The following is a 21,328-nucleotide window of genomic DNA, read 5'->3' as shown; positions in this document are numbered from 1 at the left end:
GGAGAATTTTCGCCACGGACTGTGACGAAGCCCAGGTAAATCCTGTGTTTCCGAACCGGGCGCGGCCGTGGTCCGGGTGATAGACCTAGCTGATGCACCTCAGTCCGCAGGAGCGCGACAAGCTGCTCATCCACGTGGCGGCGGACGTCGCGCGCAAGCGGCTGGACCGCGGCGTCCGGCTCAACTACCCGGAGGCGGTCGCGCTCATCACCGACCACGTCCTCGAAGGGGCCCGCGACGGGCGCACGGTCAGCGAGCTGGTCTCGAGCGGCCGGAGTGTGCTCTCGCGGGCGCAGGTGCTCGACGGCGTGCCCGAGATGGTCGACTCCGTGCAGGTCGAGGCCACTTTCCCGGACGGCACGAAGCTCGTCACCGTGCACGACCCGATCGTCTGAGGAGGCCCCGCATGCGTCCAGGCGAGATCATTCCCGGCGACGAGCCGGTGGAGCTGAACCCGGGCCGTGCCCGCGTCCGGCTGCTCGTGCGCAACCTCGGCGACCGGCCGGTCCAGGTCGGCTCGCACTACCACTTCGCCGCCGTGAACCCGGGCCTGGAGTTCGACCGCGACGCCGCGCGCGGGCACCGGCTCGACGTCCCGGCCGGCACGTCGGTGCGGTTCGAACCGGGTGTCGAACGTGAGGTCGACCTCGTCCCGCTGGCCGGCGCGCGCCGGGTTCCGGGGTTGCGGTCCGAATTCTCTGGAGAGTTCTGAAATGCCGCAGATCGACCGCGAGCGCTACGCGGAACTTTTCGGGCCGACCACCGGCGACCGCATCCGGCTCGCCGACACCGACCTGGTGATCGAAGTCACCGAGGACCGCTCGATGGGTCCCGGCGGCAGCGGTGACGAAGTGCTCTTCGGCGGCGGCAAGGTCATCCGCGAATCCATGGGCCAGGGCACGGCGACCCGGGCCGAGGGCGCGCCGGACCTGATCATCACCGGCGCCGTCGTCCTGGACCACTGGGGGATCGTCAAGGCCGACGTCGGGGTGCGTGACGGCCGGATCGTCGGGATCGGCAAGGCGGGCAACCCGGACACGATGGACGGGGTCGACCCGGCGCTCGTCATCGGCCCGTCGACCGAAGTGCTGTCCGGCAACGGGAAGATCCTCACCGCCGGCGGCATCGACTGCCACGTCCACTTCATCTGCCCGCAGCTCGTCGACACCGCACTGGCCGCCGGACTGACCACTTTGGTCGGTGGTGGCACCGGGCCGTCCGAAGGGACCAAGGCGACCACCGTCACGCCCGGCGCGTGGAACCTCGGCCGGATGCTGTCCGCCATGGACGGTTACCCGATCAACGTCCTGTTGCTGGGCAAGGGGAACACCGTCCGGCACGAGGCGCTGCGCGAGCAGCTGGCCGCCGGCGCGGGCGGGTTCAAGCTGCACGAGGACTGGGGCACCACACCCGCGGCGATCGACGCCTGCCTGACGGTGGCCGACGAGGCCGGGGTGCAGGTGGCGATCCACACCGACACGCTGAACGAAGCCGGCTTCCTGGAGTCCACTGTGGACGCCATCGGCGGCCGCTCGATCAACGCGTACCACACCGAAGGCGCCGGCGGCGGGCACGCGCCGGACATCATCCAGGTCGTCTCGCTGCCGAACATCCTGCCGTCGTCGACCAACCCGACCCGGCCGCACACCGCGAACACCCTCGACGAGCACCTCGACATGCTGGTGGTCTGCCACCACCTCAACCCGTCGGTGCCCGAGGACCTCGCCTTCGCCGAGAGCCGGATCCGGCCGACGACGATCGCCGCCGAGGACGTCCTGCACGACATGGGCGCCATCTCGATGATGAGCTCGGACTCGCAGGCGATGGGCCGGATCGGCGAGGTGATCATCCGGACCTGGCAGACCGCGCACGTGATGAAACGCCGTCGCGGCGCGCTGCCCGGCGACGGCGCGGCCGACAACCTGCGCGCACGTCGTTATGTCGCCAAATACACGATCAACCCGGCCATCGCGCACGGCATGGAGACCGAGATCGGCTCGGTCGAGGTCGGCAAGCTCGCCGACCTGGTGCTGTGGGAGCCGAAATTCTTCGGCGTCCGGCCGCACGTCGTGCTGAAGGGCGGTTTTCCGGCGTGGGCGGCGATGGGTGACGCAAACGCGTCCATCCCGACACCGCAGCCGGTCATGGCGCGCCCGATGTTCGGCGCCAACATCGGTGCCGCGCTGAGCCTGCACTTCGTCGCGCCTTCCGCTTTGGACAGTGGCCTGCGAGAGACGTTCGGCATCACGCGGCCGCTGGTCGCCGTGTCGAACATGCGCGCGCGGACCAAGGCGGACATGGTGCTCAACGACGCCACGCCGGACGTCCGCGTCGAGCCGGACAGCTTCGCGGTGCACGTCGACGGCGAGCTGATCGAGCCGCAGCCGGTGACGGAACTGCCGATGGCCCAACGGTACTTCTTGTTCTGATGGACCTTTCGGCACTCATCCTGGCGGACTCGCGCTTTCCCGGCGGCGGGCACGTCCACAGTGGCGGGCTCGAAGAAGCCGTCTCACGTCGTTTCATCACTTCCGAGCGTGACCTGCCGGGATTCCTTTCCGGAAGGTTGCGGACGGCGGGCTCGCTGGCCGCGGTTTTTGCTGCTGCTTCGGCGCATGCCGCGGCTCGTTCTGTCGTGAGTGGACACTGGTCCCGGTTGGACGCCGAGCTGGACGCTCGGACGCCGTCCCTTGCACAACGGGAGGCGTCCCGGGCGCAGGGGCGGGGGACCGCGCGGGCCGGGCGGATCGCCTGGCCGTCACCGGTGCTCTCGACGTTGGTGGCGGAAACGCCGCGGCCGCACCATCCGATCGTGCTGGGCGCGTTGGTCGGCGTTGCGGGTGGGTCGCCGTACGACGCCGCAATGGCTGTCGCGTACCTGGCGGTGAGCGGGCCGGCCAGTGCGGCGGTGCGGCTGCTGGGGCTGGATCCGTTCGCTGTCAACGCCGTTGTTGCGCGGCTCGACCTGCGTTCTGTTTGTGAAGCTGCGGCAGCGGTGGCCGGGGACGATCCGGCGTCGCTGCCGTCGCCGGGCTCGCCCGCGTTGGATCTGTTCGCCGAGGCGCACGCCCGGCATCACCAGGAAGAGGTGCGTCTCTTTGCCAGCTGAAGGCCACGGCCACGGTCACTTCCACGAGGTCAACTTCGACCCGACGGCCGCCGAACCCGACCACTACGACGCGGCGCCGACGGCGGGCCGGGCGTACCGGATCGGCATCGGCGGCCCGGTCGGCTCCGGCAAGACGGCGCTGACCGCGGCGCTGTGCCGCGCGCTCGGCGACGAGATCCAGCTCGCGGTGGTGACGAACGACATCTACACCACGGAGGACGCGGACTTCCTGCGTCGCGCGGGTGTCCTGGACCCGGCGCGGATCGAGGCGGTGCAGACGGGCGCGTGCCCGCACACCGCGATCCGCGACGACATCACCGCGAACCTCGACGCCGTCGAGCGGCTGGAGGAGAAGTTCCCGGGCCTCGACCTGGTGATCATCGAAAGCGGCGGAGACAACCTGACCGCGGTGTTCAGCCGCGGCCTGGCCGACAGCCAGGTGTTCGTCGTGGACGTCGCGGGCGGCGACAAGGTGCCGCGCAAGGGCGGTCCCGGTGTCACGACGGCGGATCTGCTGGTGATCAACAAGATCGACATCGCACACCTGGTCGGCGCGGACATGGAGGTGATGACGTCGGACGCGCACCGGATGCGCGGCTCGCTGCCGGTCATCACGCAGTCCCTTGTGGACACCCCGGACGCGCCGGCGGTGGCCGACTGGGTGCGGTCGCTGCTGCCGGTCCGCGCCGGGTGAAGGCCCACGCCCGGCTGACCGCGTGCTTCGACGGCTCCCGCACGGTGTTGCGGGAGCTGCGGTCGATGGCGCCGCTGACGCTGTTCCCACGCCGGGGCAGTGGCCCGACGGCGGTGGTGCACCTGGTCAACTCGGCAACGTCTCCGCTCGGTGGTGACGACCTGCTGCTGACGATCCACGTCGGCCCGGGTGCGTCTTTAAGGCTGTCCGGCGTCGCGGCGACCCTGGCCTTGCCCGGGTTGCACGGCGAGGGTTCACTGTCCACAGTGGACGTCTCGGTCGCCGAGGGTGGCTCGCTGGAGTACCTGCCGGAGCCGACGGTCATCACGGCTCGTGCCAACCATTCCGCCGTCTTCCGGGCTTCGCTGGCGGCCGATGCCTGCCTGCACACGCGGGAGGTGCTGGTGCTGGGCCGGGCCGGGGAGAAGCCGGGCACGCTGACGACGACCCAGAACGTCACGCGCGGCTCGATCCCGGTGCTGCGCCAGACGTTGACGATCGGCGATCCCGCGTTGGACGGCAGTCTGGCGGTGCTGGCGGGCCGGCGAGTGCTGGCCACGGACCTGGTGGTCGGCGGCCCGGAACTCCCGGCGGCTTCGGGTGAGTGGTGGTCCCGAACCCCGCTCGCGGCGGGCGGAATGCTGACGACTTCCCTTGCCCCGGACGCGGTGACGGCGTTGAAGGCGCTCTGAGCAGCCCCCGTTTTCCACGCTACCGGAGGGCACCGACAGTTTCGGGTGCTCGACCGTTCGGCGCTCGCCGTTCATCCCAAAGCCCCCTCGATACCCGATCGCTCGCCGGGGAAGACCCCCTGCGCCGTCCCCGGCGAGCGTCAGAACTTGGTGCCCAGCCACGTCATCGCGACCGGGCCGCCGATCGACACCGCCGCTATATGCTCCAGCAGCGGGAACTGCTGCCACGTCACCGCAGCACCCGCCGCGCGCCAGCGGTCGCGCAGGCCGGTGCCGACCGAGAACGGGATCAGCTCGTCGAGCGTCCCGTGGTACAGGAACACCGGCGCCGCAGGCGCGACCTTCCCCAGGAAGTTGGAGTTCAGCCGGGCCTGCCAGCGCGGGTCGTGGATCGGGTCCGGCATCGTCACGAAGTCCTGCAGGTGCGCGAACGGCGCCGCCGCGCCCAGCTCGATCGTGCAGGCCTCCGAAACGACCCTGACCGCAGCCCGGCCGCGGTCGTTCAGGATCGACTCGAACGGGACCTCGGGGTACGCCGCCGCAAAACCCGTTGCCGCGCCCAGGACCAGGCCGAACGCCGCGCCGCCGTCGTTCGACCGGAACACCGCGTTCAGGTCCGCCGGCACTCCGCCCGCCGCGACGCCGACCACCCGCAGGGAAGGCGCATACGAGCCCTGCAGTTCCGCCGCCCACGCCGCCGCCTGGCCGCCTTGCGAGTAGCCGAACACCCCGACCGGGCCCGACGCCGACAGCCCGGTGCCCGGGACCCGGGAAGCCGCGCGCGCCGCGTCGAGCACCGCCCGGCCCTCGGACTGGCCGACCGCGTACGTGTGCGTCCCCGGCGTGCCGAGGCCTTCGTAGTCGGTGACGACGACCGCCCAGCCCCGGGACAAGGCCTGAGCCAGCAGGGCGCTCTCGTTCTCGATACCGTGCGCCAGCAGGTTCGACGGCGCGCACTGGTCGCCGAGGCCGTGCGTGCCCACCGCGTACGTGATCAGCGGCCGCGGACCGCCGCGCAGCCATGGCGTCGGCGGCACCAGCAGCGTTCCGGAGACGGCGTTCGGCGCGCCGGTCGCCGACGTCGAGCGGTACAGGAGGTGCCACGCCTTGACCGGAGCCGGGAAGGGGCCGAGGAAGACCGTCGTCGGCCGCTGCTCCAGCAACGTCCCCGGCTCGCTCGAAGCGTGCGCGGCGGGAGTCGCCACGGCGAGGAGGAGGGTGACGGCGACCAGTAACCGACGAAGCATCGTTGCCTCCGGCCGTTGGTAATTGAGATTTTCACAAATTAGTGACCCGGGTAGGATCTGGCAATCCCTCGAAAGGAGGAGAGAACCGGTGGCTCGCACGTACGGCGGGGTCACGGCCGAGAAGCGCCGCGCCGACCGCCGCCAGCGGCTGCTCGTGGCCGGCCTCGAGCTGTTCACCTCCACCGGGTTCCAGCTCACCAAGATCACCGAGGTGTGCGCGCGGGCGGGCGTCTCGACGCGGAACTTCTACGAGGAGTTCACGAGCAAGGAGGACGTGCTCCGCACCCTCCACGACCAGATCAACAGCCTCGCGCTCGCCCACGTCACCGCGGAGCTCGACAAGGTCGCCGATGCCGACGCGCTCACCCGCATCACGACGCTGCTGGACGTCTTCATCGCGACCGTCACCGCGGATCCCCGGATGCCGCGCCTCAACTACGTCGAAGCGGTCGGTGTGAGCGCCGAGCTGGAGGCGCAGCACCAGGTGTGGGTCGACCGCTGGGCGAACTTCATCGCCGCCGAGGCGAGCCGCGCCGCGGAGCACGGCGTCGCGCCCGTGCGGGACTACCGGCTGACGGCGATCGCGCTGGTCGGGGCGGGCACCGGGCTGCTGCGCGAGTGGCAGGCGCACGAGCCGCCGCTGCCGGTCGAAGAGATCGGCGCGGAGTTCCGCGCGATGATGCTGGCGGCCATCATGCGGCCGGAAAAGATCTTGGAAAAGCCGGGCAACCCCGGCGCCGTCCCGGACGTGAAGGAGTCGAGCCGGGAGGGGGAGTAGGGGGGAACCCGGCCAACACGAAGGCCCTGTACCCGTGGCGGACACGGGTACAGGGCCTTCGTGGACTCTACGCCCGGCGCGGCTCCGGCAAGCCCAGCAAGACCGGCCCGGTCGTCTGGCAGACGTCGTGGCAGGTGTTGTCGAGCGTGCAGCACAGCGAGCAGATCGGGCCGTCCTGCTTCGCGCAGTCGGCGACGTCCGGCAGCTCGTAGGGATCACCGCAGACCGAACAGCCGTACGTCGCCTGCAGATCGACGTCGGCGTCCGGCCCGGCGACCGTGTTCGGCCTCGCCAGGTAGTACTTGCCGCGTGTCACGACGGCCAAGGTCGGCACCAGGACGATCGCGATCACCAGCGCCAGCAACGGGCTGAACGCGGCCAGGAACTGCCCGAAGACCCCGAAGTACGCCACGATCGACACCGTCGAGGCGACCATCATCGAGCCGAACCCGACCGGGTTGATCTTGTGCAGGTAGGCCCGCTTGAACTCGATGTAGCGCGGTGACAGCCCGAGCGGCTTCGCGATCACCAGGTCGGCGCAGACCGCGCCGATCCACGCGATCGCGACGTTCGAGTAGAAGCCCAGGATCTTGTTGAGGAAGCCGAACGCGCCGAACTCCATCAGCGCGAGCGCGATCCCGCAGTTCACCAGCACGTACCAGACGCGGCCCGGGTGCTTGTGCAGCACGCGGGAGAAGAAGTTCGCGAACGACAGTGACCCCGAGTACGCGTTCGTCGTGTTGATCTTGATCTGCGAGACGACGACGAACAGCGCGGCGAACGTCAGCGCCACCGGGCCGAGCGCGGGCTTCACCGCTTCGAGGTACGGCGCGATCGGCTCCAGCGCGTGCGTCTGCCCGACCACGCCGAGCGCGAGGAACGCCAGCAGCGCGCCGCCGATCTGCTTCGCGGCGCCGAGGATCACCCAGCCGGGACCGGCGGCGAGCACCGCGGCCCACCACGACCGTTTGTTCTCGGCCGTCTTCTCGGGCATGAACCGCAGGTAGTCGGCCTGCTCGCCGATCTGCCCGATCAGCGAGAGCGCCACACCCATGCCGAAGCCGAACCCGATCGCCGAGAACCCGGCGCCGGCGCCGTTCGTGCCGCCGAAGGCCGCGAAGTCGGCGAACCGGCCCGGCTCGCGGACCAGCACGACGACGAACGGCAGCACCAGGCCGGCGATCCACAGCGGTTGTGTCCAGGTCTGCATCTTCGCCACCGCGCCCATGCCGTAGAGCGCGAACGGCAGCACGATCAGCGTCGCCAGGAGGTAGCCGATCGGCAGCGGGATGCCCAGGGCCAGCTCGAAGGCTTGGCCCATGATCGAGCCTTCGAGCGAGAAGAAGATGACGGTGAAGCTCGCGTACACGAGCGACGTCAGCGTCGACCCGAAGTAGCCGAAGCCGGCTCCGCGGGTCAGGAGGTCCATGTCGACGCCGGACCTCGCGCAGGCGGCCGCGATGGGCACGCCGGTCGTGAAGATGACGACGGCCGCGGCGAGGATCGCCAGCACGCCCGACGTGAAGCCGTAGGAGAGGACGATGCTGGCCCCGATCGCGAAGTCGGCGAGGTAGGCGATGCCGCCCAGCGCCGTCGTCGCGACCACGAACGGTGACCATTTCCGGAACGAATGAGCGGCGAAGCGCAGTGAATAGTCCTCGCGGTTTTCGTTCGCCGCGAGCGGGGCGTACCGGCGTTTCGGCGGAGCGCTTTCTTCGGCGTTCGACAGGATCTCGGTCATGCCTGCCTCCGGGGTGGTGGGGAACGGGCCGAAGGTAGGTCTGTCCTGTATCGATCCTGGTCCGGGAGGTAACGCAGGGGTTACGGCTTGCTGTCCTGTGGTTACGGGCTGATGGCGGCGAAGTCGTGTCGGGAGTCACCGTTCAGTGGGTTCCGCTGCAGCTCGCGAGGCCCTAACGTCGCATGGGCCGAAGTGTCAGCTGCCCCGACCGGGTACGGAGGTTTGGCGATGATGCCGGAGATCGAGGACCAGGTGGAAGACGCTGTAGTTCGCCTGCCCGGAATGCGCGTCGCGTACGACGGCGCGGCGTTCGACGAATCCGCGCTGGCGGCCACCTGGACCGATCAGCTGCAGGGCTGGCTGAACCAGGCCGTCACCGCCGGCATCGCCGAACCGAACGCGATGGTGCTCGCGACGGCGGACGCCGAAGGGCGGCCCTCGTCCCGCACCGTGCTGTGCAAGGGCCTCGACGAGCGCGGCGTCGTGTTCTACACGAACTACACCTCGGAGAAGAGCCACGACCTGACCGCGACGCGCTACGCGTCGGTGACGTTCCCCTGGTACTCGCTGCACCGCCAGGTCCACGTCCGCGGCGAGGTCGAGAAGGTCGGCGTCAAGGAGACGGCGGAGTACTGGGCCCAGCGCCCGCGCGGCTCGCAGCTCGGCGCCTGGGCGTCACCCCAGTCCCGCGTCGTCGACGGCCGCCGCGCGCTGGAGAACGCCCTGCACGGCATCGAGCGCCGGTTCGCCGACACCGAGCAGATCCCGGCCCCGCCCCACTGGGGCGGCTGGCGCATCCGGCCGGACCTGGTGGAGTTCTGGCAGGGTCGCGAGGACCGCATGCACGACCGGCTCCGCTACGTCCGCAACGACGACGGCTGGCAGATCGAGCGCGTCGCCCCCTGATCTCAAGCGCCCCAAGGCGGCCTTGGTTGCGTCTCACGCACCTAAGGCCGCCTTGGGGCGCTTTCGCCGGGCGACGAAAATCACGCGCGTGTTAATAGTTAGCCGAGCTAAGCTCGTCCGTTGTGAGTGGTGATCAGGGGACCTTGCCGCCCCGCTCGGGCGTTCGCGGGCTCCTCAGCCGCATCATCGTCGACACCCGGCCGCTGAAGATCCCGGCTTTCCGCCGGCTCTGGCTGTCCACTGTGGTCACCGCCGTCGGCACCCAGCTGACCGCCGTCGCGGTGCCGAAGCAGGTCTTCGACCTCACCGGATCCTCGGCGTACGTCGGCCTCACCGGGCTCGTCGCGCTCGTCCCGTTGCTGGTCTTCGGGCTCTGGGGCGGCGCCATCGCCGACGCCGTCGACCGGCGGAAGCTGCTGCTCGTCACCAACGTCGGTGTTGCGATCACCTCCGCGCTGCTCTGGTTACAGGCGTTCGCGAACTTCGGCTCGGTGTGGCTCGTCCTCGCCCTGCTGGCCGCCAACCAGGCGTTCTTCGCGATCAACATGCCCACCCGCGGCGCCGTGGTCGCCCGGCTCGTGCCCGCCGAACTGCTCCCGTCGGCGAACGCGCTGAACACCACGATGTCGACGTTCGGCGCCGTTTTCGGCCCGCTGATGGCCGGCGCGCTGATCCCGGTCCTCGGCCTCTCGACGCTCTACCTGATCGACGTCATCGCCCTCACCGTCACGCTCTTCGCGGTCTGGCGGCTGCCCTCGATCCCGCCGCTCAACGGCCCGTCCCGCCGCGCCGGCATGCGTGACGTCATCGACGGCTTCAAGTACCTCGCCGGGCAGAAGATCCTGCTGGCCTCCTTCGTCGCCGACATCATCGCGATGGTCTTCGGGATGCCGCGCGCGCTGATCCCGGAGATGGCCGAACGCACCTTCGGCGACCCGCCCGGCGGCGGTCCCGCGCTCGGCTGGCTCTACGCCGCGCTGCCCGCGGGCGCGATGCTGATCGGGCTGTTCTCCGGCTGGCTGACGCGCATCCACCGCCAGGGTGTCGCCGTGGTCATCTCGATCTGCGCGTGGGGCGCGGCGGTGGCCGCGTTCGGGCTCGCGCACTCGCTGTGGCTGGCGGTCGTCTTCATGGCGATGGCCGGCGCCGCCGACATGGTCAGCGCGGTCTACCGGATGGCGATCCTGCAGACCGCGACGACCGACGAAATGCGCGGCCGGCTCCAGGGGGTGTTCACGGTCGTCGTCGCGGGTGGCCCGCGGATCGCGGACCTGACCCACGGCTGGGGTGCGGCGGCGTTCGGCACGGCGGCCACGGCGACCGTCGGCGGGCTGCTGGTGATCGTGCTCGTCTGCGCGTCGATGTTCGTGCTCCCGGCGTTCTGGCGGTACCGGGCGCCGACCGCGTAGGCCATTCCCCCGAACGTGGTGGTGGGGCGATCCGGGCTAGGGTGCCGGATATGCGTACCCTCGCCGTCGTTTTGGTCGCTTTTGCCGCATTGACCGCCTGCTCCTCGGGGGACGAGCCGTCGAAGGCGCCTTCGTCGTCCGCTTCGCCGAAGCCGGCGCCCAGCTCGAAGGCCTCGGCGGCCTCGCTGGACCCGTGCGCGCTGCTGCCCGCCGACGCCGTGTCGAAGGCGCTGTTCCTCGACAACCTCAAGGCCGTCCCGGGCCCGGTGCAGGACAACGCGGCCAACGGCGGCAAGGCCCGCAGCTGCGAGTACCAGCTGGACGGCAAGGCCGCGGGCGCGCTCGCGGTGACCCGCTTCGAGGGCCGCCAGGCCAAGCCGGCCGACATGGTGGCGTCGATCAAGAAGGCGAAGGCCGGCGCGCAGGACGTCGCCGGTTTCCCGGAAGGCGCGGTCTACTACGTCGACGAGCAGAAGACGGCGACGCTCGCCTCGGCGGAGCTCGTGTCGGGCGTGCCGGTGCTGATCAACTACACCGGCCCGGCGAAGATGACCCCCGAGGTCATGGCGCCGCTGGTCAAGAAGGCCCTCGAAGCGAGCTGATCAGGCCCCGGTGACCGGGTCGGCGAAGAGGACGCCGGGAGATCGTCCGGTTCCCTCGAAGGTCAGCGGCGCAGGGCCGCCAGCTCGACCGGGCTGTGCGCCGAGAACACCGTGACCTCGTTCTGGTGGTCGCGGGCCAGCTCGTGCAGCCGCGCCAGGTTCTCCAGCCGCGGTTTGCGCAGTGTCTGGACGATGTTCTGGAACGCCGTCAGCCCCGGCGGGCAATGCGGGGCGACCGGGTCCAGCTGGCCGTGGAAGAAGTACGCGTCCCCGGCGTGCAGCAACCAGCCGGCACCGGTGTCGACCGCGACGCCGGTGTGGCCGCGTGTGTGGCCGGTGAGCGGGACCAGCAGGATCTCCTCCGGCAGCCCCTTGAGCGAGCGGACCGCTTCGAAGCCGAACCACGGCTCGCCCGTCTCGTCGTAGGTGCTCCACAGCGGGCGGTGCGCGAACTGCGCCGCGCGGTAGCGGTTCTTCTCGGCCGCGTTCGCCGGGGCCGTCGCCGCCCGGTGCTCTTCCGCCCGGACGTGCACCACGGCGTTCGGGAAGTCGGCCAGCCCGCCCGCGTGGTCGACGTCGAGGTGGGTCATCACGATGTGCCGGACGTTCGCCGGGTCGAGGTCCAGCGCCTTGATCTGCGCGACGGCCGTCTCGGCGGCCTGGGGCTTCGCGCCGACCATCGTCAGGAACGGCCGGCCGAGCCACTCGCCCGGGCGCGCCACACCCTGGGCGCCGAACCCGGTGTCGACCAGCACCAGGTCGTCGCCGGTCTCGATGAGCAGGCAGTGCGCGACCAGCTCCGACCGCCGCAGCAGGCCGGGCTCGCCGTCGAGCAGCTTGCCGCCCGCCGGGCGCATCGTTCCGCAGTTCAGGTGGTGCACCTTCATACGCTGCTCCTGCTCGTTTTTCGGGGGTCCGGGTGGCGAAGCCCCCGGCCTGGGGCGAAGCCCCGGTTGGCACTGGTGCTCAGCCGGAGGAACTCGGTCTCGTCGTGCGCGGCGAAGACGGTGACCTCGTCGCCGTGCTCCTGAACAAGCTGGCGCAGGCGGCGGTGATTGTCCAGCCGGGCGCCCTTCACCGTCTCCATGCGGCCTTCGAACCACTTCAGGCCCGGCGGGCAGTGCGGGGCGGCGGGCTCGACCTGGCCGTGGAAGAAGTACGAGTCGCCGGCGTTGAGCAGCCAGCCGCTGCCGGTGTCGACGGCCACCCCGGCGTGCCCGCGGGTGTGCCCGGACAGCGGGATCAGCAGGATCTCGGGCGGCAGGCCGTCGAGCTGCCGGACGGCGTCGAAGCCGAACCACGGTTCCCCGGTGTCCGCATAGGAAGTCCACTGTGGACCATGAGCGAACTGGATCGTGCGGTAGCGCCCGCGTTCGGCGGCGTCACGCGGCGACTGGAACGCCCGCAGCTCTTCGGCGTAGACGTGCACCCGCGCCCACGGGAAGTCGATGAGCCCGCCCGCATGGTCGAGGTCGAGGTGGGTCAGCACGATGTCGCGGACGTCCGCCGGGTCGAAGCCGAGCGCGCGGATCTGCGCGATCGCCGTCTGCGCGGGGTCTTCGACGGGGTTGGACTGGCGGACGAATCCCGCGCCGAGCCAGGCTTCCCGGTCGACGGCGGCCGGGGTGCCCATGCCCGTCTCGACGAGCACGAGTCCCGTATCGGTTTCGAGCAGCAGGCAGTGGCAGACCATGGTGGCGCGCCGGAACAACCCCGGTTCGCCGTCGATCAGCTTGCCGCCGAGCGGCCGCATGGTGCCGCAGTTCAGGTGGTGGACACGCATCAGGAGAACTCCCGGTCGAGGGTGGTGTGCAGGTGGGCGGCGACGGCGCGCAGCGGCGCGACGTCCCGGCGGGTGCGGGCCAGCAGCAGCCCGCCTTCGATGGTGGCGAGCACCACGGTGGCCAGCTCGTCCGCGCGCTCGGCGGAAAGTCCTTGTCCCGCCAGGTAGTCCGCGAGGATGCCGTGCCACGACGAGTAGCCGTCCGCGCAGGCTTCTCGGATGGGCTCGCTCGCGGCGGCGGCGTCGAGAGCGACCGTCGCAAGTGGACACCCGCGCTGGAAGTCCGACTCGCTCAGGAAGTTCGCCAGTGCTTCGACGGCGCGGTCGATCGCCGTCGGGGCGTCCGGGGCGGCGTGCACGATCGCCTCGAGCAGCGCGCCCGTGCGCTCGCTCGAAAGCTGGACGGCTTCGGCGGCGAGCTGCTCCTTGCCGCCGGGGAAGTGGAAGTAGAGCGAGCCCTTGGGTGCGCCCCCGGCCGTGGTCAGCTGGGTGAGGCCGGTGGCGTGGTAACCCTGCGATTGGAACAGGTCGGCGGCGGTGTCGAGCATCCGCTGCCGCGTGTCGGTGCGGCGAACCATGGGACCGACGGTAGCGCAAACTATGACGACCGGTCTAGTTATTTCTCCGGCTGCAATCGGGCGCCCCGGCGTCGGTAAGGTCGTGCGCATGGGCAACCCGACCGGTCAGCAGTTCGAGATCACCCGCGGCAACGCACGTGCCGTCGTCACCGAAATCGGCGCCGGGCTGCGCGCGTTCGAAGTCGGCGGAGTGCCGTACGTCGAGGAGTTCCCCGAAGACGCGAAGCCGCCGAAGGGCGCCGGGCAGGTGCTGCTGCCCTGGCCGAACCGCACCAAGGCCGGGAAGTGGACGTTCGAGGGTGAGGAGCAGCAGCTCGAGATCACCGAGGCCGCGCGCGGCAACGCCATCCACGGCCTGACCCGCCACCTCGAGTGGGAGCTGCTGGAGCACGCCGAGTCGTCGATCACCCTGGCCGTCGACGTCGAGGTGCAGCCCGGCTGGCCGGTGCCGCTGCGCGCGACCGTCACCTACGAGGTTGCGCCGCGCGAACTGACCATCACCCACGAGATCCGCAACGAGGGTGAGCAGCCGATCGGCGTCGGCGTCGGCACCCACCCGTACTTCCGGATCGGCGAGGTCCCGACCGACGAGCTGACCCTGACGCTGCCGGCGAGCCGCGTCCGGCCGTACCTCGGCGACGAGCAGATGCCGTACGCGCCGGAGCAGGACGTCGAGGGCACCGAGTACGACTTCCGCGGCGGCCGGCTCCTGAAGGACGTCGACCTCGACACGGCGTTCGGCGGGCTCACCACGGCCGAAGACGGCTTGCACCACTTCGTCCTGGGCCACGAGGACCAGCAGCTCGTCGTCTGGACCGGCCCCGACTTCCACTGGGCGCAGGTGTTCACCCCGGACGATCTCGTCGGCCGCGGCCGCGCCGTCGCGATCGAGCCGATGACCTGCCCGGCCGACGCGCTCAACACCGGCACCGACCTGATCACCCTCGAGCCGGCGACGTCGTGGTCGGGCAGCTGGGGCATCCGAGTCCGGTGAAGCTGCTTCGCCTGGGCGTCGCCGACGCGGGCGAAGTGCTGACGCTGCAACGCGCCGCGTACGTGACCGAAGCCCGCGCGCACGACGACTTCGACCTGCCGCCCCTGCTGGAGACGCTGCCCGAGACGCGGGCGGCGCTTTCGAGTGACCTTTCGTGGGGCTTCCGCGAGCACGGACGGCTGGTGGCGTCGGTGCGGCTGAGCGTGTCGGGCGATGTCGGGGTGGTCGGCCGGCTGGTGGTGGCGCCGGACCGGCAGGGCCACGGCCTGGGCCGGGAGCTGCTGCTGGCCACCGAGGCGGCGGCGCCGCCGGCGGTCACGGTCTTCCGGCTGTTCACCGGCTCGAAGAGCGTGGGGCCGCAGGCGATGTACCTCAAGCTCGGCTACCGCGAGACGCACCGGACGCCGGAGCACGGCCACGAGCTCGTCCACTTCGAGAAGGCCCGTGTGCAGCCGTCCTGAGCAGTTCGTTAGCGTGGCGAACTATGGCGAAGGCAATTGTCGGGGGCTATGTCGTCCCCATCGACGGTGATCCCATCGACGGCGGCACGGTCCTCATCGACGACGGGAAGATCGTCGCGGTCGGCACCGAGGCCGACGTCGACATCCCGGAGGACGCCGAGCTGGTCGACGCGGCCGGCACCTGGGTGCTGCCGGGCTTCATCGACGCCCACGCGCACCTCGGCGTCCATGAGGACGGCGAAGGTTGGGCCGGCAACGACACGAACGAGATGACCGACCCGAACGGCGCCCGCTTCCGCGCCATCGACGGCATCGACCCGTACGAGCCCGGCTTCGACGACGCGCTGGCCGGCGGCGTCACGAGCGTCGTCATCAAGCCCGGCTCGGGCAACCCGATCGGCGGCCAGACGATCGGCGTCAAGACCTGGGGTCGCAGCATCCTCGACATGGTCTTCGCGGAGCACGTCAGCGTGAAGAGCGCACTCGGCGAGAACCCGAAGCGCGTGTACGGGGAGAAGAAGCAGACGCCGTCGACGCGCCTGGGGGTCGCGGCGATCCTGCGCGAGGCGTTCACGAAGGCCCGCAACTACCAGGCGAAGCGCGCGCACGCGGAGTCCGAGGGCAAGCCGCACGAGGTCGACCTGACCATGGAGACGCTGTCGAAGGTCCTCGACGGCGAGCTGTACTGGGACCAGCACGTCCACCGCGCGGACGACATCGTGACGGCGCTGCGGCTGGCCGACGAGTTCGGCTACAAGCTGGTCATCAACCACGGCACCGAGGGCCACCTGATCGCGGACCTGCTCGCTTCGCGCGACGTCCCGGTGATCCTGGGGCCGCTGTTCACCACGAAGTCCAAGGTGGAGCTGCGGAACCGGACTCTGCGGTCGGCAGGCATCCTGGCGCGCGCGGGGGTGAAGATCGCGATCACGACGGACCACCCGGTGATCCCGATCAACTTCCTGGTCTACCAGGCGGCCCTGGCGGTCAAGGACGGCCTCGACCCGGCGACGGCGCTGAAGTCCCTGACCGTGAACCCGGCCTCGATGCTGGGCCTCGACGGCCAGATCGGCTCCCTGAAACCGGGCCTCGACGCGGACGTGGTGCTGTGGTCGGGAGATCCGCTCGATGTGATGAACCGCGCGCTCCGAGTCTTCGTCCGGGGCGCCGAGGTGTATCACTTTGACGAGAGCCTGGGCGAAGGCGTGTCGGCCGACCGCCGCTACCGCGAAGCCCCCTGAGTTTCGGACGACACGCCGGTTACCGGGCGGTTCCGGCGTGTCGTCCGATCAGACGAGGAGCGCGGTCAGGTCGATCTTGACCGGGAACGGAACGTCGGTGGTGAAGGTCCCGGTCACCGCGGAAGCGTCCATGTACCCGAAATCGCCCGCTTGGTGGCACGCGACCAGCGAGACGGGCTCGGTGATGTCGACGATCCAGTAGTGCGGGATTCCCGCATCGGCGTATTCGTCGTGCTTCACCTGGTAATCAGTGCGCTTCGAGCCTGGCGAAACGATTTCGACGACCACGACAACCTCGTCGGCGCGGTACATGTCGCCTTCGTCGTCTACGCGAGCATTCGCTTCGCGATGGGTGATCAGCAGGTCGGGACGGCGCGAAAAGCCTGGTTCACCCCGGGGTGTCAGACCTAGGTCCACGTCGATGTCCAGGGTGAAATCGAGCTCCGGGGGCAGCTGGGACTCCAGCTGCCGGCCCAGCAGGTAAGCGGCCTTGTTGTGCTTCCTGCTGGGACTTGGTGACATCACGACGCGACCTTCCACAAGCTCGGTGAAACCGGAGTCGGTTTCACCGAGCGCCGCGTACTCCTCGATCGTCAGCAGGTGATCGGGGATCTCCCACCGGCGAGCAGGGCCCGGCTGGGGAAGTGCAGTCACAGCTTCTCCTCACGTCGCCGGAATTGTCTCACGGCTCAAGTGCAACCATGAGTGACCGTATCCGTACCGAGCGTGTGACAGGATTCGCTGAACCAGGTCAAGCCGACTTCAGCTCCCGCGCGATCACCATCCGCTGGATCTGGTTCGTCCCTTCGAAGATCTGCGGCACCTTCGCCTCCCGCATGTACCGCTCCACCGGGAAGTCCCGCGTGTACCCCGCGCCGCCGAGGACCTGGACGGCGTCCGTGGTCACCTTCATCGCGCCGTCCGTCGCCACCAGCTTCGCGATCGACGCCTGCCGCTGGAACGGCATCCCGCGGTCACGGCGGCGCGCCGCGTCCAGGTAGCACGCGCGGGACGACTCCACCGTCGCCGCCATGTCGGCCAGCAGGAACTCGACCCCCTGGAAGTCGATGATCGCGCGGCCGAACTGCGAACGCCCCTTCGCGTACGCCACCGCTTCGTCCAGCGCCGCCTGCGCCAAGCCCACCGCGCAGGCCGCAATACCGAGGCGGCCGGAGCTCAGTGACGACAAAGCGATCTTCAACCCGTGACCCTCGGACCCGATGAGGCGGTCCACAGGAACACGGGCGTTGTCGAAGATCATCTGGGCGGTCGGGGACCCGGTGAGGCCCATCTTCCGCTCGCGCGGCGCCGCCGACAGGCCCGGCGTGGAGCCGTCCACCAGCAGGCACGAGATGCCGCGGCCGCCGTCGTCGCTCGTGCGGACCATCGTCGTGTAGAAGTCCGCCACGCCCGCGTGGGTAATCCACGCCTTCGTGCCGTTGACGACGTAGTCCGAACCGTCGAGACGCGCGCGCGTCGAGAGGGCCGCTGCATCCGAGCCCGCCTGGCTCTCCGACAGCGCGTAGGCCCCCAGAAGCGAGCCTTCGAGCATGTCCGGCAGCCAGTGGTCGCGCTGCTCGTCGGTGCCCCACTCGGACAGGGCGTAACAAGACATCGTGTGCACCGACAGCCCGACGCCGACGGTCATCCACGCGGCCGAGAGCTCCTCGAGAACCTGCAGGTAAACCTCGTACGGCACCTCGCCGCCGCCCCAGCGCTCGGCGTACGGCAGCCCCAGCAGCCCGGACTTGCCGAGCAGGCGGAACTGGTCGCGCGGGAACCGCTCGGCCTCTTCGGCCTCGGCCGCCCGGGGCGCGAGCTCGTCGCGGGCGATCTCGGTCGCCAGGGCAAGCAGGTCCTCGGCGTCCGAGTCGGGCAGCAGGCGTTCGGCGGGCATCGGTGTCCTCCAAAAAACCGTACTGAAAACAGTACTGTGGGTCCGCTTAGAGTACAGTACGACAAGCCTGGGGTGGCCGGAAAGACGTAGGAGATAGTGGACCGATGCCGTCCCTCGAAGCCCGCCGCCGGCCCACGGCGCGCCAGCGCGCCCTGCTCGCCGAGCTCGAGGCGCTCTTCCTCGCCGAGGGTTTCGCCGTTTTCACCCTGGACGACATCGCCGCCCGCCTGCGCTGCTCCAAGTCGACGCTCTACGCGCTCGCGCCCAGCAAGGAGCAGCTCGCCGTCAAGGTCGTCACCCAGTTCTTCCGCGGCGCCGCGGAGCGGATCGAGGAGCGGATCGCCGGCATCGACGACGCCCCCAAGCTCATCGGCGAGTACCTGGCCGGCGTCGCCGAGCACCTGAACCGGGCGTCGGCGACCTTCATGCGCGACATCGCCGAGTTCGCCCCGGCGCGCGAGACCTACCAGGTCAACAGCCGGTTCGCGGCGAAGCGGCTGCGGCAGTTCATCGACCTGGGGGTCGCCGACGGTGTCTTCCGCGACGTCCAGGCCCGGCTCGTGGCCGAGATGACCGGGCTGATCATCGAAGGCATCCAGACCGGCGTGCTCGGCCAGCGGACCGAGGTGTCGGACGCCGAAGCGTTCACCGCTCTGGGTGAGCTGCTGCTCGGTGGGCTGAACAAATAGCGGACAGGAATTGTCAGCCCCGGGTCACTTAAACTTCCCGCGTGATCGTCGTAGGCGGAGAAGCTCTGGTCGACCTGGTTCCCGGCGACCCCCTGGATTCCACTGTGGACGGTGGGTTGCGCGCGCTGCTGCCGCGGCTGGGCGGCGGGCCGTACAACGTCTCGCTGGCCGCCGGCCGGCTCGGCGTGCCGACGGCGTTCCTGTCGCGCGTCTCCACCGACCGCTTCGGCGACGCCATGGTCGACCGCCTGCACGCTTCCGGCGTCGACACGTCGTTGCTGCAACGCGGTGACGAGCCGACGACGCTGGCGGTCGTCGCGCTCGACACGAAGGGCGCCGCGCGCTACACGTTCTACGTCGAGGGCACCGCCGACCGGCTCGTCGCCGACCCGGGCCCGCTGCCGGAGAAGGTGACCGCGCTCTCGCTGGGCACGCTCGGCATGGTCCTCGAGCCCGGCGCGTCGGCGTACGAGGCGATGCTGCGGCGCGAGGCCGCGCGCGGGGTGCTGACCGTGCTCGACCCCAACATCCGCGAGGCGCTCATCACCGATCCGGCCGCCTACCGCGCCCGGTTCGCGTCCTGGCTGCCGGACGTCCGGCTGCTCAAGATCTCCGACGACGACGCCGCGTGGCTGACCGAAGGCGCCGACCCGGTCGCCGCGGCGAAGACGTGGATCGAGTCCGGTGTGGACGCCGTGGTGCTCACCCGGGGCGCCGACGGCGTCGCGGTGATCACCGCCGCAGGTGAGCTGGCCCACGTGCCGTCGCGGAAGGTGACCGTCGTCGACACCATCGGCGCGGGCGACACCGTCCAGGGCGCGCTGCTGGCCTGGCTGCACACCCGCGACGTCGCCGACCTGGCCTCACTGGACGCGGACGCGTGGCGGGAGGCGCTGGAATACGCGGCGAAAGCGGCGTCGATCACGGTGTCCCGCAGCGGCGCCGAACCGCCGACGTCGGCCGACATGGCATCCACCGTGTGAACCTGGTCCCAAAGGGGCACCCAGGAGCAACGTCACCGCTGCGCGAACACACGTTTCTCGACTAGCGTAGAGGGGCATTCTTCATACCCCAGCGGGGCGGTGTGCAGCGAGGCGCCAGTGTTTCCTCGCGTGAACACGTGGCTACCTGTGGAACGTACAGGCGCCGCCGGCCCGTGCCCAACGTGAGAGGGACTTGCATGTCCGACGCGACGACTGCGGGGCAGTCCGGCGGCGAAACCGCGAAGCTGACCCTGCCGAGTGGCGAGCACGAGTTCAAGGTCGTCCACCCGGTCGAGGGCGCGCCCGGGATCGAACTGGGGAAGCTGCTGGCGCAGACGGGGTACATCACCTACGACCCCGGGTTCGTGAACACCGGTGCCGCGTCGTCCGCCATCGCCTACATCGACGGTGACGCCGGCATCCTCCGCTACCGCGGGTACCCGATCGAGCAGCTGGCCGAGAAGTCGACCTTCATCGAGGTCTCCTACCTGCTGATCTACGGCGAGCTGCCGACCGAGGCCCAGCTGGCCGACTTCACCGAGAAGATCCAGCGCCACACGCTGCTGCACGAGGACCTGAAGGCCTTCTTCAGCGGCTTCCCGCGTGACGCGCACCCGATGCCCGTGCTGTCCAGCGCGGTCTCGGCGCTCTCGACCTTCTACCAGGACTCGCTCAACCCGTTCGACGAACCGAACGTGGAGCTGTCCACGATAAGGCTGCTCGCCAAGGTGCCGACCCTGGCCGCGTACGCGTACAAGAAGTCCGTGGGCCAGCCGCTGCTGTACCCGGACAACTCGCTCGGCCTGGTCGAGAACTTCCTGCGGATGACGTTCGGCTTCCCGGCCGAGCCGTACGAGGTCGACCCGGACGTCGCGAAGGCGCTCGACCTGCTGTTCATCCTGCACGCCGACCACGAGCAGAACTGCTCGACCTCGACCGTGCGCCTGGTCGGCTCGTCCGAGGCGAACCTGTTCGCTTCGATCTCGGCCGGCATCAACGCGCTGTTCGGCCCGCTGCACGGCGGGGCGAACGCCGCGGTGCTCGACATGCTCGAGGGCATCAAGAACGACGGCGGCGACGTCGCCAAGTTCGTCGAGCGGGTGAAGAACAAGGAAAAGGGCGTGAAGCTGATGGGCTTCGGGCACCGGGTCTACAAGAACTACGACCCGCGCGCGAAGATCATCAAGAACACCGCCGACGAGATCCTCGGCAAGCTGAAGGGCGGCGACGAGCTGCTCGACATCGCCAAGAAGCTCGAAGAGGTCGCGCTTTCGGACGATTACTTCGTCTCGCGCAAGCTGTACCCGAACGTGGACTTCTACACCGGCCTGATCTACCGGGCGCTGGGCTTCCCGACGAAGTTCTTCACGGTGCTGTTCGCGCTCGGCCGCCTGCCGGGCTGGATCGCGCACTGGCGCGAGATGATCAACGACCCGGCCACCAAGATCGGCCGCCCGCGGCAGATCTACACCGGCTACGCGTCGCGGGACTACACCCCGATGTCGGAGCGCTGAGCCTGATCGG

At 69.9% G+C, this 21,328-nt stretch carries 23 protein-coding genes; 16 read left to right on the top strand and 7 right to left on the bottom strand.

Features of this window, described 5'->3' with window-relative positions; all coding sequences use genetic code 11:
- Positions 1-92: 92 nt before the first annotated feature.
- Genes ACIA5G_RS04200 through ACIA5G_RS04175 form a run of 6 tightly spaced genes read left to right on the top strand, consistent with a single transcriptional unit; the run spans position 93 to position 4,495 of the window.
- Positions 93-395 (top strand): urease subunit gamma, encoded by a 303-nt coding sequence (locus ACIA5G_RS04200; RefSeq protein WP_308673798.1) that lies wholly within the window; start codon positions 93-95, stop codon positions 393-395.
- Positions 396-406: 11 nt separating this feature from the next.
- Positions 407-712, top strand: coding sequence for an urease subunit beta (locus ACIA5G_RS04195; RefSeq protein WP_247058391.1), 306 nt, complete (start codon positions 407-409; stop codon positions 710-712).
- A gap of 1 nt (position 713) precedes the next feature.
- Entirely contained in the window at positions 714-2,429 is a 1,716-nt protein-coding gene (locus ACIA5G_RS04190) for an urease subunit alpha (RefSeq protein ID WP_395920743.1), read from the top strand.
- Complete coding sequence (locus tag ACIA5G_RS04185) at positions 2,429-3,109, top strand: urease accessory protein UreF (RefSeq protein ID WP_395920742.1); 681 nt, start codon at positions 2,429-2,431, stop codon at positions 3,107-3,109. The genes ACIA5G_RS04190 and ACIA5G_RS04185 overlap by 1 nt, the downstream gene beginning before the upstream one ends.
- Complete coding sequence (gene ureG / locus ACIA5G_RS04180) at positions 3,099-3,803, top strand: urease accessory protein UreG (RefSeq protein ID WP_395920741.1); 705 nt, start codon at positions 3,099-3,101, stop codon at positions 3,801-3,803. Before ACIA5G_RS04185 ends, ureG begins: the two co-directional genes overlap by 11 nt.
- Positions 3,800-4,495 carry an urease accessory protein UreD gene (locus ACIA5G_RS04175; RefSeq protein WP_395920740.1) on the top strand — a complete coding sequence of 232 codons (696 nt, stop codon included), beginning with the start codon at positions 3,800-3,802 and terminating at the stop codon, positions 4,493-4,495. The genes ureG and ACIA5G_RS04175 overlap by 4 nt, the downstream gene beginning before the upstream one ends.
- A gap of 140 nt (positions 4,496-4,635) precedes the next feature.
- On the opposite strand, the gene ACIA5G_RS04170 is transcribed toward ACIA5G_RS04175, so the two are convergent.
- Positions 4,636-5,742 carry a lipase family protein gene (locus ACIA5G_RS04170; protein ID WP_395920739.1) on the bottom strand — a complete coding sequence of 369 codons (1,107 nt, stop codon included), beginning with the start codon at positions 5,740-5,742 and terminating at the stop codon, positions 4,636-4,638.
- 88 nt (positions 5,743-5,830) lie between these two features.
- Here ACIA5G_RS04170 and ACIA5G_RS04165 point away from each other — a divergent pair, with 88 nt between their 5' ends.
- A complete protein-coding gene (locus tag ACIA5G_RS04165) occupies positions 5,831-6,520 on the top strand; it encodes a TetR/AcrR family transcriptional regulator (RefSeq protein WP_395920738.1) in 690 nt (229 codons plus the stop codon).
- A 67-nt stretch (positions 6,521-6,587) separates the two neighbouring features.
- Here ACIA5G_RS04165 and ACIA5G_RS04160 read toward each other — a convergent pair whose 3' ends face one another.
- Entirely contained in the window at positions 6,588-8,261 is a 1,674-nt protein-coding gene (locus ACIA5G_RS04160; RefSeq protein WP_395920737.1) for a purine-cytosine permease family protein, read from the bottom strand.
- A gap of 228 nt (positions 8,262-8,489) precedes the next feature.
- Between ACIA5G_RS04160 and pdxH the strand changes: the two genes are divergently transcribed.
- From pdxH to ACIA5G_RS04145, 3 genes are all read left to right on the top strand, one after another.
- A complete protein-coding gene (pdxH, locus tag ACIA5G_RS04155; RefSeq protein WP_395920736.1) occupies positions 8,490-9,167 on the top strand; it encodes a pyridoxamine 5'-phosphate oxidase in 678 nt (225 codons plus the stop codon).
- A 143-nt stretch (positions 9,168-9,310) separates the two neighbouring features.
- Positions 9,311-10,576 carry an MFS transporter gene (locus ACIA5G_RS04150; protein ID WP_395921872.1) on the top strand — a complete coding sequence of 422 codons (1,266 nt, stop codon included), beginning with the start codon at positions 9,311-9,313 and terminating at the stop codon, positions 10,574-10,576.
- A gap of 50 nt (positions 10,577-10,626) precedes the next feature.
- A complete protein-coding gene (locus ACIA5G_RS04145) occupies positions 10,627-11,178 on the top strand; it encodes a DUF3558 family protein (protein ID WP_395920735.1) in 552 nt (183 codons plus the stop codon).
- Between the two features lie 62 nt (positions 11,179-11,240).
- Here the strand turns inward: ACIA5G_RS04145 and ACIA5G_RS04140 are convergent, their stop codons facing one another.
- Genes ACIA5G_RS04140 through ACIA5G_RS04130 form a run of 3 tightly spaced genes read right to left on the bottom strand, consistent with a single transcriptional unit; the run spans position 11,241 to position 13,539 of the window.
- Complete coding sequence (locus ACIA5G_RS04140) at positions 11,241-12,065, bottom strand: MBL fold metallo-hydrolase (protein WP_395920734.1); 825 nt, start codon at positions 12,063-12,065, stop codon at positions 11,241-11,243.
- Positions 12,062-12,961, bottom strand: a complete 900-nt coding sequence (locus tag ACIA5G_RS04135; protein ID WP_395920733.1) for an MBL fold metallo-hydrolase — start codon at positions 12,959-12,961, stop codon at positions 12,062-12,064. Before ACIA5G_RS04135 ends, ACIA5G_RS04140 begins: the two co-directional genes overlap by 4 nt.
- The gene (locus tag ACIA5G_RS04130) at positions 12,961-13,539 is read right to left on the bottom strand and encodes a TetR/AcrR family transcriptional regulator (protein WP_395920732.1); all 579 of its coding nucleotides are present in this window, start codon (positions 13,537-13,539) and stop codon (positions 12,961-12,963) included. Before ACIA5G_RS04130 ends, ACIA5G_RS04135 begins: the two co-directional genes overlap by 1 nt.
- Positions 13,540-13,627: 88 nt before the next feature.
- On the opposite strand from ACIA5G_RS04130, the gene ACIA5G_RS04125 reads away from it, so the two are divergent.
- From ACIA5G_RS04125 to ACIA5G_RS04115, 3 genes are read left to right on the top strand one after another with little or no spacing between them, the layout of a single operon-like run.
- Positions 13,628-14,533 (top strand): aldose 1-epimerase family protein, encoded by a 906-nt coding sequence (locus ACIA5G_RS04125; RefSeq protein WP_395920730.1) that lies wholly within the window; start codon positions 13,628-13,630, stop codon positions 14,531-14,533.
- On the top strand, positions 14,500-14,994 hold the full coding sequence (locus ACIA5G_RS04120; protein WP_395920729.1) for a GNAT family N-acetyltransferase: 495 nt from the start codon (positions 14,500-14,502) through the stop codon (positions 14,992-14,994). Before ACIA5G_RS04125 ends, ACIA5G_RS04120 begins: the two co-directional genes overlap by 34 nt.
- A 23-nt stretch (positions 14,995-15,017) precedes the next feature.
- Positions 15,018-16,235: an amidohydrolase gene (locus ACIA5G_RS04115; protein WP_395920727.1), complete on the top strand. Its 1,218-nt coding sequence runs from the start codon at positions 15,018-15,020 to the stop codon at positions 16,233-16,235.
- Positions 16,236-16,283: 48 nt separating this feature from the next.
- Here the strand turns inward: ACIA5G_RS04115 and ACIA5G_RS04110 are convergent, their stop codons facing one another.
- Both ACIA5G_RS04110 and ACIA5G_RS04105 read right to left on the bottom strand, forming a co-directional pair.
- Complete coding sequence (locus ACIA5G_RS04110; protein ID WP_395920725.1) at positions 16,284-16,889, bottom strand: Uma2 family endonuclease; 606 nt, start codon at positions 16,887-16,889, stop codon at positions 16,284-16,286.
- A gap of 97 nt (positions 16,890-16,986) precedes the next feature.
- Positions 16,987-18,132, bottom strand: coding sequence for an acyl-CoA dehydrogenase family protein (locus ACIA5G_RS04105; protein WP_395920724.1), 1,146 nt, complete (start codon positions 18,130-18,132; stop codon positions 16,987-16,989).
- Between the two features lie 104 nt (positions 18,133-18,236).
- Here ACIA5G_RS04105 and ACIA5G_RS04100 point away from each other — a divergent pair, with 104 nt between their 5' ends.
- The 3 genes from ACIA5G_RS04100 to ACIA5G_RS04090 all read left to right on the top strand — a co-directional run bounded on the left by ACIA5G_RS04100 (position 18,237) and on the right by ACIA5G_RS04090 (position 21,318).
- Positions 18,237-18,821: a TetR/AcrR family transcriptional regulator gene (locus ACIA5G_RS04100; RefSeq protein WP_395920723.1), complete on the top strand. Its 585-nt coding sequence runs from the start codon at positions 18,237-18,239 to the stop codon at positions 18,819-18,821.
- 41 nt (positions 18,822-18,862) lie between these two features.
- Positions 18,863-19,804: a carbohydrate kinase gene (locus ACIA5G_RS04095; RefSeq protein WP_395920721.1), complete on the top strand. Its 942-nt coding sequence runs from the start codon at positions 18,863-18,865 to the stop codon at positions 19,802-19,804.
- 197 nt (positions 19,805-20,001) lie between these two features.
- Positions 20,002-21,318: a citrate synthase gene (locus tag ACIA5G_RS04090; RefSeq protein WP_395920720.1), complete on the top strand. Its 1,317-nt coding sequence runs from the start codon at positions 20,002-20,004 to the stop codon at positions 21,316-21,318.
- Positions 21,319-21,328: the final 10 nt, after the last annotated feature.

It is taken from the genome of Amycolatopsis sp. NPDC051758, assembly GCF_044453095.1.
GTDB lineage: Bacteria > Actinomycetota > Actinomycetes > Mycobacteriales > Pseudonocardiaceae > Amycolatopsis.
Note: the sequence above shows the minus strand (reverse complement) of the source record. Positions and strands in the feature narration are given on the sequence as shown.

Bases quoted from the DNA above. Each gene is read 5' to 3' on its own strand.
- ACIA5G_RS04200 (WP_308673798.1), top strand. From the start codon at position 93: ATGCACCTCAGTCCGCAGGAGCGCGACAAGCTGCTCATCCACGTGGCG.
- ACIA5G_RS04195 (WP_247058391.1), top strand. From the start codon at position 407: ATGCGTCCAGGCGAGATCATTCCCGGCGACGAGCCGGTGGAGCTGAAC.
- ACIA5G_RS04190 (WP_395920743.1), top strand. From the start codon at position 714: ATGCCGCAGATCGACCGCGAGCGCTACGCGGAACTTTTCGGGCCGACC.
- ACIA5G_RS04185 (WP_395920742.1), top strand. From the start codon at position 2,429: ATGGACCTTTCGGCACTCATCCTGGCGGACTCGCGCTTTCCCGGCGGC.
- ACIA5G_RS04170 (WP_395920739.1), bottom strand. From the start codon at position 5,742: ATGCTTCGTCGGTTACTGGTCGCCGTCACCCTCCTCCTCGCCGTGGCG.
- ACIA5G_RS04160 (WP_395920737.1), bottom strand. From the start codon at position 8,261: ATGACCGAGATCCTGTCGAACGCCGAAGAAAGCGCTCCGCCGAAACGC.
- pdxH (WP_395920736.1), top strand. From the start codon at position 8,490: ATGATGCCGGAGATCGAGGACCAGGTGGAAGACGCTGTAGTTCGCCTG.
- ACIA5G_RS04145 (WP_395920735.1), top strand. From the start codon at position 10,627: ATGCGTACCCTCGCCGTCGTTTTGGTCGCTTTTGCCGCATTGACCGCC.
- ACIA5G_RS04140 (WP_395920734.1), bottom strand. From the start codon at position 12,065: ATGAAGGTGCACCACCTGAACTGCGGAACGATGCGCCCGGCGGGCGGC.
- ACIA5G_RS04135 (WP_395920733.1), bottom strand. From the start codon at position 12,961: ATGCGTGTCCACCACCTGAACTGCGGCACCATGCGGCCGCTCGGCGGC.
- ACIA5G_RS04130 (WP_395920732.1), bottom strand. From the start codon at position 13,539: ATGGTTCGCCGCACCGACACGCGGCAGCGGATGCTCGACACCGCCGCC.
- ACIA5G_RS04125 (WP_395920730.1), top strand. From the start codon at position 13,628: ATGGGCAACCCGACCGGTCAGCAGTTCGAGATCACCCGCGGCAACGCA.
- ACIA5G_RS04115 (WP_395920727.1), top strand. From the start codon at position 15,018: ATGGCGAAGGCAATTGTCGGGGGCTATGTCGTCCCCATCGACGGTGAT.
- ACIA5G_RS04105 (WP_395920724.1), bottom strand. From the start codon at position 18,132: ATGCCCGCCGAACGCCTGCTGCCCGACTCGGACGCCGAGGACCTGCTT.
- ACIA5G_RS04100 (WP_395920723.1), top strand. From the start codon at position 18,237: ATGCCGTCCCTCGAAGCCCGCCGCCGGCCCACGGCGCGCCAGCGCGCC.
- ACIA5G_RS04090 (WP_395920720.1), top strand. From the start codon at position 20,002: ATGTCCGACGCGACGACTGCGGGGCAGTCCGGCGGCGAAACCGCGAAG.